The following is a 12,071-nucleotide window of genomic DNA, read 5'->3' on the forward strand; positions in this document are numbered from 1 at the left end:
CCCGTCTCGCCGGTTCCTGTCACAACTTGTAGTGACAGGAACCGGCGAACCTCAGCAGAGTGTCCATGTCCCAGGCCAGGTTGTACGCCCTGTTGCTGACGCCGACGATCCTGTTGCTCTTGTCGGGCTTGATGTACACCTCCTGGCGGCCGTACGGACTGCCCGGCACGCCACTGGTCACCGCGTCGTACTTGCCGGCGCGCACCTTCGGCAGCTTGGTCCAGGGCGTGGAGTACTTGTCGACGGTCAGGCCCTCACCCTCGTTCATCAGCTCTGTCTGGCGGATGACCACCGTGTATGTCGCGTCGCGGTACTGCTTCGGGTTGCGCAGATTCGGGTCGTAGAGCTCCTGCTGCTCCCAGCCCCCGCCCTTGGCGGCCGGGATCGTGGTCCGCACCGCCCAGCCCTTCGGGATCAGGTCGCAGGTGATCACGCCGGGGAACTGGGTGGTGTTGGCGACCAGCGGAACCGCGGTAGCCGGGATGACCGGCGGTTTGCGCGTGTCCTGCTGCATCGGCCGGTATTCCTTGGGCGTCGTCTTGACCGGCTTCGGGGTCTTGGTGGTCAGGGCAGCCGGCTGCGGTGCGCCGTTCGTCGTACCGGACGGCAGGACGGACCAGACAGCGCCGATGACGAGGGCGGTCGCGACCGCTCCGGTGGTGATGCCGGCGATACGGCGGCGACGCAGGGCATGCCTGCCGCGGGTCAGGTCGCCGGACAGGTCGGTGTCGGTGACCGCGGGCTCGGGACCGGCGGCGTCGTCGAGCAGTTCTCTGAGGTCGGTCATCGCAGGCTCTCCATGGTTTCGAGGGAATCGTGCAGGAGATCGCGCATCGTCGAGAGCGCTCGCGACGTCTGGGACTTCACCGTGCCTTCCGAGCAGCCCATCAGCTGGGCGGTGGTATGGATGTCGAAGTCGCGGAAGTACCGCAGGACGACGACGGCGTGCTGGCGGCGCGGGAGCTTCGCGAGGGCGCCGAGCACAGTCAGTCGCTCGGCCGGGTCCTGGCTGGGCGGCGGCGCGGCGTCGTACATCTGCTCGGTGGTCGACTCCCGTCGGCGCCACATCCGCCGGCGCTCGTCGAGGAAGACGTTCACCAGGATCCGGTCGGCGTACGGCGCGGCGCCGTCCTCCCTGCGTACCTTCGACCAGTGCACGTAGAGCTTGGTCAGGGCGACCTGGACGAGGTCCTCGGCCCAGTACGTGTCCCCCGAGGTCAGCAGCCGGGCGGTCCGCAGCATCCGGCCCCGGTGCGCCGTCACGTACTCGAGGTACTCCGCGTCGCGATCGCTCACGATCGGCCCCTCCCTTGTCGGTGATCTCCACCCTGGAACTACTGGGTGAGCCCGCGAGGAGGTTGCATCATGACGCGAGGGCGACGGCTGATGCCATCGCCCTCGGGTGGACTACCCGGCGGAGCCTGCCCCTGAAAGGTTCCGCCGGAGCACTTGTCGAGAGAAGTTGATGAGGGGTGGCGGTCCCCGCCCGGACTGCCACCCCTTCATCCCTAACGACGCTCGAAGGCTCGCGAGGGTTGCCTCAGCCCCAAACTGTCCACATGTCGGACATTGTCAGGAACCAGACCAGATCCACGGCCGCGATTCCAGCCGTGGCGAGGACCGTGAAGACCCACCCGAGCCCCGCCCGCAGCGCCAGCACCGGCAGCGCCAGTGCGGTCGCCAAACCGCCGAGCTGTACGGCGAACAGCACGCCACCGGCCTCGGCAGCGCAGCTGACCGCCGTCGGTGGGCACAGCGGGGCACCGAACTGCCGCATCATCGCGTACGCGACACCTGCCACCACACCGACGAAGGCCGCCTGCACTGTGACCTTGCCGACCGTCCGGCCATCCATAGGACCACGCTAAGGACGCGGCGGGCGGAGTGCCTGAGCAGAACTACTCAGCCGGACCAGCGGCCGGTGAAGAAACCCGCCGCCCAGATAGCGGCCAGCGGTATGGCCACGGCCAGGTAGAGCCGGCCGATCCACGGTCTCCGCCGGGCCAGGACGGCCAGGCCGATCCACAGCGGCCACATGAGCAGGGTGGCCCGGGTGAGCGAGTAGATCCAGAACGACGTACAGAATGCCCCGACGGTGGCGGCGACCCAGGCGGCCTCGCCCCAGGACCGGCGCCAGAACAGCCAGACGAGGAGCAGCAGAAGGACGAACAGCGCGACTAGCTCGGCCCGGAACATCCAGGTCCAGTCGCTGCGGTCGGCCGAGAAGTGGCCCTTGCTCGCGGCCTGGAACGTGTGCTCGAGCGAGATCCACGGCCAGGTGAACTCGCGCGCCCAGCCCTTCTCCTGCGCCTCCTGCCACGCGAACCACGAGCCGTGGATCTGCTTCAGGTACGCCATGAAGCCGAGCACCGGTACGGCGGGCAACGCCAACCAAGGCAGCGACAACCAGTCACGCTTCTTCGAGGTGATGAACTCGACGAGCAGCGCGAAGATCAGGAAGATCCCGGACACGCGCACGGTCGACGCCAGTGCGACGAAGACGGCCGCCCGCGCCCAGCGGCCCTGCCGCGCGGCCAGCCACGCGGGGAAGGCGAACGCGCAGAACAGCGCCTCGGTGTACCCCGCCGCCAGGAACACGCCGACCGGAGCGCCGTACCAGATCATCGCCGCGTTCGGGCCGATGCCCTTCAGCTCCGGGAACTCGTACTGCGCCAGGCGAGCGAGGTACACGCCCGCGAACGCGCTCGCGACTGCAGACACCACGATGCCTGCGGCCACGTACCCGATGCCGGTGTAGCTGACCAGCCGGACCAGCAACGGGAAGCCCGGGAAGAACGCGGCCAGTGGCGCGCCGGACGGCTCGCCGTGGTTGTAGCCGAACTCGGCGACCGCCTTCAGGTGCCAGACGTCCCACTGCAACCAGGCGTGCCAGACGTTCGGGTAGTCGTTGCCCCGGTTGAACAGCAGCGGCGCCGAGACGGACAGCACGAACAGCGCGATCCGGCTGACCAGCCACCACCCCAGCACCTCCCTGGCCTGGGCCGTCGGCATCCACCGCTGCCAGCCGACCCCGTCCACCCGGGCTCGTCTGGCCCGGCCTGGCTTGGGATCATCGGCAGCCGTGCGCTCAAACACGCGCACACCACCGCACACCACAGTCCGCCCGAGTCACGCCTCTATCGTCTCCCATGTCGGGACCTGGCACGCAAACGACGGCGGCACCCCGATGGGGTGCCGCCGTCTGAAGCTATTGACCGCCGCCGCCGGGTTTCTGCGGCGTCTTCGTCGGTTCGCTCGTCGTGCCGCCGGTCGGCAACGAGGGCCAACCTGGAGTGTTGGTCGGTTTGGTGGGCTTCGTCTTCGTCGGCGTGTTCGTCGGAGTGTTCGGCGGTGGCGTCGACGGGGGCGGTGTGCTCGGCGGTGGGGTGCTCGGGGGCGGGGTGTTGGTCGGCGTAGTCGTGGGTGTGTTCGTCGGCGGCGTGAACGTCGGGGTGGTGGTGTCCTTGACCTGGTCCGCGTCCGGCGCGACGAAGTCGGCAGTCGGCACACCGTCGAGGGCAGCCTTCATGAACGCCAGCCAGGTCTTCAGCGGCCAGTTGCCACCGAAGAACGCTGGGTCGTCGCTGTAGGGGTCGAGGTCCGACTCGCCACTGGCGCCGGCTCGGTAGAGTACGGAGGTCGACAGCTGCGGGGTGTAGGCGCTCCACCACGACGTCAGCGTCGCGGAGCCCTCCTTGCAGCCGTCGCACTTCTTGTTCTCGGCCCGGTCCTCCACGGCGACACCACCAGCAGTGCCGGTCTTACCGGCGACCGGGCGGTCGAGATCCTTGGCGCCCGTTCCGGTGCCATCCGTGACTACCTTCTGCAGAACGTAGTTCACCATGTTGGCGATCTCAGGGGTGAAGGCCTTCTTCTGCTGCTTCTGCAGGCTGGCGTCCGACCACAGCACCTTGCCGTCCGGACCGCGGACTTCCTTGATCACGTGCAGCGGCGAGTAGATGCCGCCCGCGGCGAAGGTCGCGTAGGCGTTCGCCATGTCGACCGGCGACGCGTACGCGTTCGGGCCGAGCACCGTGGACGGGTTCGACTTGTCGTTCTCCAAAGCCTTCGACGCCGGGATGCCGGCCGCCTCGGCCGCGGCCGTGACCTTCTCCGGACCGTCGTCCATCTGGTTGTCGACCAGATCGTAGAAGGCAGTGTTGACCGACTCCTCCGTCGCCTTCAGCAGGGTGACGTCGCCGTAGTCGGTGCTGAGCTCGTTGCCGAACTTCTGGCCCTGCACCGTGATCGGGCTGTCGCCCTGGAAGATGTCGTAGATCGACTTCCCGTCCTGGAGTGCCGCCGCCAGCGCGAACGGTTTGAACGACGAACCCGGCCGCGCCTTGGTCGTCGCCCAGTTCAGCTGGCTCTTGAGGAAGTCCGGCCCGCCGTACATCGCCAGCAGTTGACCGGTGCCCGGCTGTACCGCGGCCATCCCGACGTGCAAGCCGCCTCGCTTCTTCGGCAGCTCGTTCTGCGCGGCGACCAGGATCTTCTTCTGCTGCGTGTAGTTGAAGGTGGTGGTGACCTTCAAACCGCCGCCGGTGATGGCGTCTTCATCGAAGCCGCGCTGCGCCAGCTCCTTGCGGGCCATGTCGAGCAGGAAGCCATTCGGACCGAAGTAGCGGCTGCTCTTCTTCTTCAGGTTCTCGAGGCTCGGCAGCGACTTGGCGTACTGCGCCTCCTGGGCCGGCGTGATCGTGCCCATCTGCTGCATGCCGTCGAGAACGTAGTGATACCGGTCGATGATCCGCTTCTTGGTTCGCGGATCGGGATCGGTGACGTCGAACAGGGTCGGGTTGTTCAGCACGGTCGCGAGCAGAGCCGTCTGCTGGACCGACAACTTGTTCGGGTCGGGCTGCTTGAAGTATGTGCCACCCGCCGCAGAGATGCCGTACGCGCCCTGGCCGAAGTAGATCGTGTTCAGGTAGCCCTCGAGCGTCTTGCTCTTGTCCTGCTGCCGTCCGAGCTTGGTGGCGATGAACAGTTCCTTGAGCTTGCGGCCGACCGTCCGCTCCTGGGTCAGATACATGATCTTGACGTACTGCTGCGTGATCGTCGAACCACCTTGCAACTGCTCACCGCGGGCGATGTTCACCGCCGCCCGGACCATGCCCGACGGGGAGATGCCGGGGTTGGTCCAGAAGGTCCGGTCCTCGGCCGCGATCACCGAGTCCTGGACCGTCTTCGGGATCTGCGACAACGGCACCGAATGCCGGTTCTGCTCGAAGAACGTGCCGAGGTTGTTCCGCTGGTCGGCGTACGTCACCGTGGTGGTGTTGGTGGCGAACTCCTTGTTCGGGTCCGGGATCTTGGTCGTCTGGTACACGATGAAGAAGGTCGCGACCGCGCCGATGATGCCGAGGAACATGAGCGCGGCCAGCCAGCCGAGAACGCGGACCGCCCAGTGCCGCTTCTGCCTGCGACGTGCCGGTGCGGCCTTTCTACGAGCTTCACTCACTCTGCAATCCTCGACGATCTAGCTGGAGTCATTGCCCCACAGACTACGGTGGGTGTGGTAACGCGCCCGAATCCGCTCCGGATGCTAGCAACCACAGTGCGTCCAAGTGAAAACGGTCCACCGGGACTCTTCCGCTGACGCCTTACATCGTTGGAAGGTTTGCTTCCCGATGCGTGTTGTGATGCGACTCTCACGAGGTCACGTGGGGTGCCAGCAGCGTCACGGCGATCAGGGCGGCCGGGAAGCAGGCCAGGAACATCGTGAACGTGTAGCCCATGATGTCGCGCGCCTTCAGTCCGAGGATCGCGAGCGTCGGCAACATCCAGAACGGCTGCAGCAGGTTGGCGCTCGCCTCGCCGAGGTCGTACACCACGACCATCCAGCCCGCGTCGACCTGCAGTTCGTTCGCCGCCTGCAGCACGTACGGCGCTTCGATCACCCACTTGCTCCCGCCGCTCGGCACGAAGACGCCGAGGATGCAGGAGTAGATCGCGACCAGCGGCGGGAACAGGAACTGGTTGCTTGCCTGCACCAACCAGCCGGCCAGCCGTCCGGAGACGCCGGTGTAGGCGATCATGCCGAAAATCCCGCCGTACAAGGGGAATTGGAGCAGTACGCCGGCCGCCGCCGGTGCACCGTCACGTACGGCGCGAGCCATCCGCCACGGCCGCCAGTGCAGGAGCAGTGCGAGCAGGAACAGGATGAGGTTGACCGTATTGAGGTCGAGCGCGTTGAAGAAGCTCTTGCCGCTGAAGTAGCGGACCAGGTAGACCGCACCGAGCAACACGATCAGCAGACTGAACACCGGTGAATGCTCGAGCCATTCACCAGGCCTCCGTGCCTCCTGACGCTGACCGTTGTACGCCGATCCCCGGCCGATCAGCGGTTTGAGCTCGATGCCCAGATGCTCGGCCGTCCGCGCATTGCCTTCGCCCGGTGCGATGAACCACGCCATCCCGACGCCGACGACGTACACGATCAGCGTCGCGACAATCGCCTGCCAGGTGAAGATGGTGTCGCTGAGCGGGATCAGACCGCTGGCGTGCCCACTGGCCTTGATGACTTCCTGCACCGGCGGCGGACTGCTGTTCGCGCTCGCCACCTGGAGCGCGGCCGAGCCGGACAGCCCTTGCGCCCACACAGTCCCGAGGCCGAGGAACGCCATCGCTCCGAGCGCGCGGTAGTCCGCCTTCGGCACGTTCCGCGCCACCTCGCGCGCCAGGATCGCCGCGAAGATCAGACTGAACGCCCAGTTCAGGTACGACGCCAGCATCGCGACCGCGGCGACGAACGCGACCGCGGTACGCGGGTCCTTCGGGATCCGCGCGAGCCGCGTGATCAGGCGGGCGACCGGTCCGCTGGTCGCGACGGCGTACCCGCCGATGATGATCATCGCCATCTGCAGGGTGAACGTGATCAGCGACCAGAACCCGATGCCCCAGGCATCGACCATCCCGAAACCCTTGGTCGCGGCCGGGTCGTCCGGGCGCTTCAGCAGCGGCTCTCCGGTGACGAGCCCGAACGCCAGCACCACGAAGGTGCCGACCAGGACAAACCCGAACGCGTCCGGCAGCCACTTCTCCGTGAACGCGGTGAACCGCAGCGCCAGCCGCGCAAGCGCGCCGTCGGCTTCGACCTCGGACCTGGCGTGCTTCCCATGGCTGTCGGCCATGACCCTCCGCTCTTGGCGTGCGACTCTGCGTGTCATTCGATTAACGCCGATCTGCGCCTGACGTAACAGGTTTCCCGGCGCGCCGGACGGCGAAGGTGACAAAGGCCGCGTTTGTCATGAGTTGTCCACAGCCCACGGGTCTGCTTACAGTGGCGAGGCGATGTATCGAACCGATACATCAGGTCATGACAAACTGGACCGAGGGAGGTGGCTCATGGGAAACCGCAGTGGGGTCCTGGAGCTCGCCGTACTCGGTCTGCTGCACGAAGCGCCGATGCACGGTTACGAGCTCCGCAAGCGCGTCAACGCCCAGTTCGGCTGGGGACGCGTGCTGTCGTTCGGTTCGCTCTACCCGGGTCTGAAGGCGATGCTCCGCAACGGGCTGATCACGGCCGACCCCGGGACGCCGGAGTCGGGTCGCAGGCCCAAGATCGTCTACACGATCACCGCCGACGGCAAGGACTACTTCGCGCACGCGATGCACGAGGCCGGTCCGTCGGCGTGGGAGGACGACACGTTCGGCGTCCGCTTCTCGTTCTTCGGCCGGACCGATCCGGCTACCCGGTTGCGCATCCTCGAGGGCCGGAGGGCCCGGATGGAGGAGCGGCTGGCCAACTTCCGGGCGGCGATGAGCCGGACGGCGGAGCGGGTCGACGCCTACACCCTCGAGCTGCAACGGCACGGCCTGGAGTCGGCCGAGCGCGAGGTCCGCTGGCTGAACGAGCTGATCGACGGCGAGCGGCGGCAACAGCGGCCCCCTGAACAGCACCAACCGCCTACCCAAGGAGATTCCAGATGACCTCGATCCGCGTAGCGATCGTCGGTGTCGGCAACTGCGCCAGCTCGCTCGTCCAGGGCGTGCACTACTACCGCGACGCGAAGCCCGAGGAGCGCGTCCCCGGTCTGATGCACGTCCAGTTCGGCGACTACCACGTCCGCGACGTGGAGTTCGTCGCCGCCTTCGACGTCGACGGCAAGAAGGTCGGCCTGGACCTCGCCGATGCGATCGGCGCCAGCGAGAACAACACGATCAAGATCTGCGACGTACCGCCGACCGGCGTCACCGTCCAGCGCGGCCACACCCTCGACGGCCTCGGCAAGTACTACCGCGAGACCATCACCGAGTCCGACGCCGACCCGGTCGACGTCGTGGCGGCGCTGCGTGAGGCGGCTGTCGACGTACTCGTGTGCTACCTGCCGGTGGGTTCGGAGCAGGCGGCCAAGTTCTACGCGCAGTGCGCGATCGACGCGGGTGTCGCGTTCGTGAACGCGCTGCCGGTCTTCATCGCCGGCACCAAGGAGTGGGCGGACAAGTTCACCGCGGCCGGCGTGCCGATCGTCGGCGACGACATCAAGTCGCAGATCGGCGCGACCATCACGCACCGCGTGCTGACCAAGCTGTTCGAGGACCGCGGCGTCACCGTGGACCGGACGTACCAGCTGAACGTCGGCGGCAACATGGACTTCAAGAACATGCTCGAGCGCGAGCGGCTGGAGTCCAAGAAGATCAGCAAGACCCAGTCCGTCACTTCGCAGCTGCGCGAGGAGATCGAGCCCCGCAACGTGCACATCGGCCCGTCGGACTACGTGGCCTGGCTGGACGACCGCAAGTGGGCCTTCATCCGGCTCGAGGGCCGCAACTTCGGCGACGTGCCGCTGTCGCTGGAGTACAAGCTCGAGGTCTGGGACTCGCCGAACTCGGCCGGCATCATCATCGACGCGATCCGCGCGGTGAAGATCGCCAAGGACCGCGGCATCGGCGGCCCGATCCTGTCCGCCTCGTCGTACTTCATGAAGTCCCCGCCGGAGCAGTACGCCGACGACGTCTGCCGCGACCTGGTGGAGAAGTTCATCCGCGGCGAGGTCGAGCGCTGACCCCTGTACCGCGATGACGCGCGCCCCGTCACCCGGTTCCGGGTGGCGGGGCGGCGTGCCATCATGTCGCCGGATGACCGAGATCCGCGACTACCGTGACGCCGATGCCGCCAGTTGGCTGCGGTGCCGGCTGCTCAGCTTCTTCGGCACGGAGTACTACGACGACATCGTGGTGGATCGCCCGGTCTTCGAGAACCCGGCGCACCGCCTCGTGGCCGTCGAGAACGATGCGGTGATCGGCCTGACGGACGTCGAGATCTTCGCGGACCGCGCCACGATCGACGTGCTTGCCGTACATCCCGACCACCAACGCCGAGGGTTGGCGACGCAACTGCTCGACGCGGTCATTCCTCGGCTGCAGGGCGGGGTACTCGATGCGTGGACGCGCGGGGATGCGTCGGCGAACGAGTGGTACCGGCGGTCGGGGTTCACGGAGAACTTTCGGTATCTCCATGTCTACAAGTCGGGGCAGGACGATGCCGACGGCTTCGAGACGCCGGAGGGGTTGGGCAAACCGGTGACCGCGTTCATGCACGCGCCGATCTCGCTCGAGGCTTCTCTGCGTCGGCGCTTCTCGCGGGTCCATGTCTGCCGGCAGTACGTCCGGTCGCTATGAGGTTGCACGTCGGTTGTGCGCAGTGGACGCATCCTGCGTGGCCGCAGCCTTCGCGGGACAAGCTGCGTTCGTACGCGACGTGGTGCAACGCGGTGGAGAGCAACACCACGTTCTACGGCACGCCGTCGCGTGCGTCTGTGGAGAACTGGGCGGCTCAGACGCCGGCTGACTTTCGCTTCGTAGTGAAGCTTCCGCAGGTGATCACGCACGAGCGGCGGCTCACGAACGTCGAGGCCGAGTTCCGCAACTTCCTCAGCGCGATCGAGCCGCTCGGCCCACGCAACCATGCCGTCTGGATTCAGCTGCCGGCTGCGTTCTCCCCAACGGACCTCGGCGCTCTCGCCGCCTTTCTCCACCAGGTTCCCCGCGACTATCGGTACGCCGTCGAGGTCCGCCACCGCGCCTTCTTCGACGAGCCGGATGCCGCGGCCAATCTCGAGCGGGTGCTCGCCCGCGTCGACGCCGAGTGGATCCCGTTCGACACGGGCACGCTGTTCGGCCAACGCCCGACCAGCCTCGCCGAGCGTGACGCGTGGATGAAGAAGCCGCGCGTGGCCCGTCGTACTCGCGCCCTGACCGCGTTCCCGATCGTTCGCTACATCGGCCGCGACTCGGTGGCCGAGACCGTCGACGGCTGGACGTACCTCGTCGAACTGGTCGTGCACTGGCTCTCCGAGGGCCGCTCCCCGACGATCTTCCTGCACACGCCCGACAACGCCCAGGCCCTCAACCTGGCCCGGCACTTCTACGCGACCGTCGCCGCCGCCGTGCCGACGCTGGCCCCGCTGCCGGAGCCCGTCGAAGCCGAACCGCCGACGCTCTTCTAGTTATCCACAGGCTAGTTATCCACAGCTTCAAACTCGCGGCCGATTTCCGCGCCGATCTCCATATGTTCTCCGCCGACTTCACATCTCGGGAGGACACCCATGGAGCACCCATCCAGCCTCGACCCGACCCCACCCGTCGGCGACTCCTCGACATTCGGCAACACTTCGGCTGATGCCGCCCGCCGCAGGCCGACCGCAACGATTGCCGAGCGACAGGCACGGGCCAATTGGCTGATCACCGAGCTCAGCCGCCTCGCCGCCGATGCCGACGATCCACGCGACGGTGCCCGGTTCCGTCGGACGGCCGACTCCCTCGTCCGCCTGTCCGCGGCGTTCCGCTCGTGACCATCACGGTGGCGGCGTCCGCACCGACATCAGTCGAAGAGCTGCTGGCTGCCAGCGGGGAGACCGCGCGAGTCCTCGCCGCAGCGGACCAGTCTGCGTGGAACGGGCAGATCGTCGAGTCATCCGGCGCCATGCTCGGCCTCGCCCATTGGGACGGGACGCTCTACCTCGACGGCGAGACCATCCTCGATCCGCTCCGTCACCTGTATGAGCACGCCGGCGAGAAGCGGCTCGTCTCGACGCTCGTTCGGTACCGCGAGTCCCTCGCCACATTGCTCCACGAGCACGCCCACTTCCTCGGCCCGTCCGACTCCACCCAGGAGGCCGCCCGCGAGGGATTCGTCAAGCCCGGCAGTCGCGAGCTGGAGGAGGGTGTCACCGAAGCCTGGGCGCAGGACCACCTCGACGAGTACATCCACCGACTAGGCGTCGACAAACTTGCCCCCGGCATCGAATCCGTCCCGGCCGGTGGGTACTACGCCGCGTTCGTCCCCGCCGTCCGCAAACTCACCGCCGACCTCGAGTCCCGCAACGACCTCCCACCTGGCGAGGTCCTCAACCTCCTCAACCGCCAAACCGCAGCCGGCCAGCTCCCCCTGCTAGTAACTCTCGTCTACAACTCCACCCGCCTACCCGACCTGGAGCCCACCGGCGCAGACACCCGTTCCCGCCTGGAGTCCATCCTCCGCGCAGGCCTCGACCACCTGGACACCTACGAACTAACCGCCCCCGGCTTCGCCACCACCAAGTCCCTCACCACCGCCAACCAACTCCTGACCCACCTCCACCACGAGATCGCCCACGCCGAATCCGCCCACACCTTCGCCCCGATCCACCCCAACGAGCCCGCCCACACCTCGACCCCGACCCAGCCCCACGAGTCGGCCCACACCCTCACCCCAACCCAGTCCGCGGCGCCCGCCTGCACCGTCAACCCAATCCAGCCCGACGAGCCCACCCACACCCTCACCCCAACCCAGCCCGACGAGCCCACCCACACCCTCACCCCAACCCAGCCCAACAAGCCCGCCCAACCCCATCCCAACGCCTGCACCCTGCCGCCACCGACCCCCAACCGCTCCGCCCACCAAGTGGCGCTATCCGGCCTCGCGCCCCCGACCACCGCATCCCCATCCCCACAACCGCATTCCCCAGCCTCACGAGCGACACCGACGCCGCGCCCACGCGGCGTACCCCTGCATCGCGTCCGGAGCGCCTGACCCGCCACCCACCGCGACGCAGACGACCACGCGTGGAGGGACGTACCCCCGGTCA

Annotated in this window: 12 protein-coding genes; 6 read left to right on the forward strand and 6 right to left on the reverse strand. The window is 67.4% G+C overall.

The features are described from left to right. Window positions 1-19: 19 nt before the first annotated feature. The 6 genes from ACIA58_RS06230 to ACIA58_RS06255 all read right to left on the reverse strand — a co-directional run bounded on the left by ACIA58_RS06230 (window position 20) and on the right by ACIA58_RS06255 (window position 7,133). Entirely contained in the window at window positions 20-787 is a 768-nt protein-coding gene (locus tag ACIA58_RS06230; protein WP_396402510.1) for a hypothetical protein, read from the reverse strand. Next, the gene (locus ACIA58_RS06235) at window positions 784-1,296 is read right to left on the reverse strand and encodes a SigE family RNA polymerase sigma factor (RefSeq protein WP_396402511.1); all 513 of its coding nucleotides are present in this window, start codon (window positions 1,294-1,296) and stop codon (window positions 784-786) included. Before ACIA58_RS06235 ends, ACIA58_RS06230 begins: the two co-directional genes overlap by 4 nt. A 244-nt stretch (window positions 1,297-1,540) precedes the next feature. After that, entirely contained in the window at window positions 1,541-1,855 is a 315-nt protein-coding gene (locus ACIA58_RS06240) for a hypothetical protein (protein ID WP_396402512.1), read from the reverse strand. A gap of 47 nt (window positions 1,856-1,902) precedes the next feature. Continuing rightward, window positions 1,903-3,096, reverse strand: coding sequence for a mannosyltransferase family protein (locus ACIA58_RS06245; protein WP_396402513.1), 1,194 nt, complete (start codon window positions 3,094-3,096; stop codon window positions 1,903-1,905). 112 nt (window positions 3,097-3,208) lie between these two features. Further along, complete coding sequence (locus ACIA58_RS06250; protein ID WP_396402514.1) at window positions 3,209-5,461, reverse strand: transglycosylase domain-containing protein; 2,253 nt, start codon at window positions 5,459-5,461, stop codon at window positions 3,209-3,211. A 190-nt stretch (window positions 5,462-5,651) separates the two neighbouring features. Next, window positions 5,652-7,133 (reverse strand): short-chain fatty acid transporter, encoded by a 1,482-nt coding sequence (locus ACIA58_RS06255; RefSeq protein ID WP_396402515.1) that lies wholly within the window; start codon window positions 7,131-7,133, stop codon window positions 5,652-5,654. 214 nt (window positions 7,134-7,347) lie between these two features. Here ACIA58_RS06255 and ACIA58_RS06260 point away from each other — a divergent pair, with 214 nt between their 5' ends. The 6 genes from ACIA58_RS06260 to ACIA58_RS06285 all read left to right on the forward strand — a co-directional run bounded on the left by ACIA58_RS06260 (window position 7,348) and on the right by ACIA58_RS06285 (window position 12,016). Beyond that, entirely contained in the window at window positions 7,348-7,932 is a 585-nt protein-coding gene (locus tag ACIA58_RS06260) for a helix-turn-helix transcriptional regulator (protein WP_396402516.1), read from the forward strand. Continuing rightward, the gene (locus tag ACIA58_RS06265; RefSeq protein ID WP_396402517.1) at window positions 7,929-9,008 is read left to right on the forward strand and encodes an inositol-3-phosphate synthase; all 1,080 of its coding nucleotides are present in this window, start codon (window positions 7,929-7,931) and stop codon (window positions 9,006-9,008) included. Before ACIA58_RS06260 ends, ACIA58_RS06265 begins: the two co-directional genes overlap by 4 nt. 73 nt (window positions 9,009-9,081) lie before the next feature. Then, complete coding sequence (locus tag ACIA58_RS06270; protein ID WP_396402518.1) at window positions 9,082-9,624, forward strand: GNAT family N-acetyltransferase; 543 nt, start codon at window positions 9,082-9,084, stop codon at window positions 9,622-9,624. Further along, on the forward strand, window positions 9,621-10,451 hold the full coding sequence (locus ACIA58_RS06275; protein WP_396402519.1) for a DUF72 domain-containing protein: 831 nt from the start codon (window positions 9,621-9,623) through the stop codon (window positions 10,449-10,451). The genes ACIA58_RS06270 and ACIA58_RS06275 overlap by 4 nt, the downstream gene beginning before the upstream one ends. A gap of 99 nt (window positions 10,452-10,550) precedes the next feature. Then, window positions 10,551-10,796 (forward strand): hypothetical protein, encoded by a 246-nt coding sequence (locus ACIA58_RS06280; RefSeq protein WP_396402520.1) that lies wholly within the window; start codon window positions 10,551-10,553, stop codon window positions 10,794-10,796. After that, window positions 10,793-12,016: a hypothetical protein gene (locus ACIA58_RS06285; protein WP_396402521.1), complete on the forward strand. Its 1,224-nt coding sequence runs from the start codon at window positions 10,793-10,795 to the stop codon at window positions 12,014-12,016. Before ACIA58_RS06280 ends, ACIA58_RS06285 begins: the two co-directional genes overlap by 4 nt. The last annotated feature ends 55 nt before the right edge of the window (window positions 12,017-12,071 follow it).

Source organism: Kribbella sp. NPDC051586 (assembly GCF_044453965.1).
Classification (GTDB): Bacteria; Actinomycetota; Actinomycetes; order Propionibacteriales; family Kribbellaceae; genus Kribbella.

Coding starts and splice junctions, on each gene's coding strand:
- ACIA58_RS06270 (WP_396402518.1), top strand. CDS start 9,082: ATGACCGAGATCCGCGACTACCGTGACGCCGATGCCGCCAGTTGGCTG.
- ACIA58_RS06240 (WP_396402512.1), bottom strand. CDS start 1,855: ATGGATGGCCGGACGGTCGGCAAGGTCACAGTGCAGGCGGCCTTCGTC.
- ACIA58_RS06275 (WP_396402519.1), top strand. CDS start 9,621: ATGAGGTTGCACGTCGGTTGTGCGCAGTGGACGCATCCTGCGTGGCCG.
- ACIA58_RS06265 (WP_396402517.1), top strand. CDS start 7,929: ATGACCTCGATCCGCGTAGCGATCGTCGGTGTCGGCAACTGCGCCAGC.
- ACIA58_RS06230 (WP_396402510.1), bottom strand. CDS start 787: ATGACCGACCTCAGAGAACTGCTCGACGACGCCGCCGGTCCCGAGCCC.
- ACIA58_RS06255 (WP_396402515.1), bottom strand. CDS start 7,133: ATGGCCGACAGCCATGGGAAGCACGCCAGGTCCGAGGTCGAAGCCGAC.
- ACIA58_RS06280 (WP_396402520.1), top strand. CDS start 10,551: ATGGAGCACCCATCCAGCCTCGACCCGACCCCACCCGTCGGCGACTCC.
- ACIA58_RS06260 (WP_396402516.1), top strand. CDS start 7,348: ATGGGAAACCGCAGTGGGGTCCTGGAGCTCGCCGTACTCGGTCTGCTG.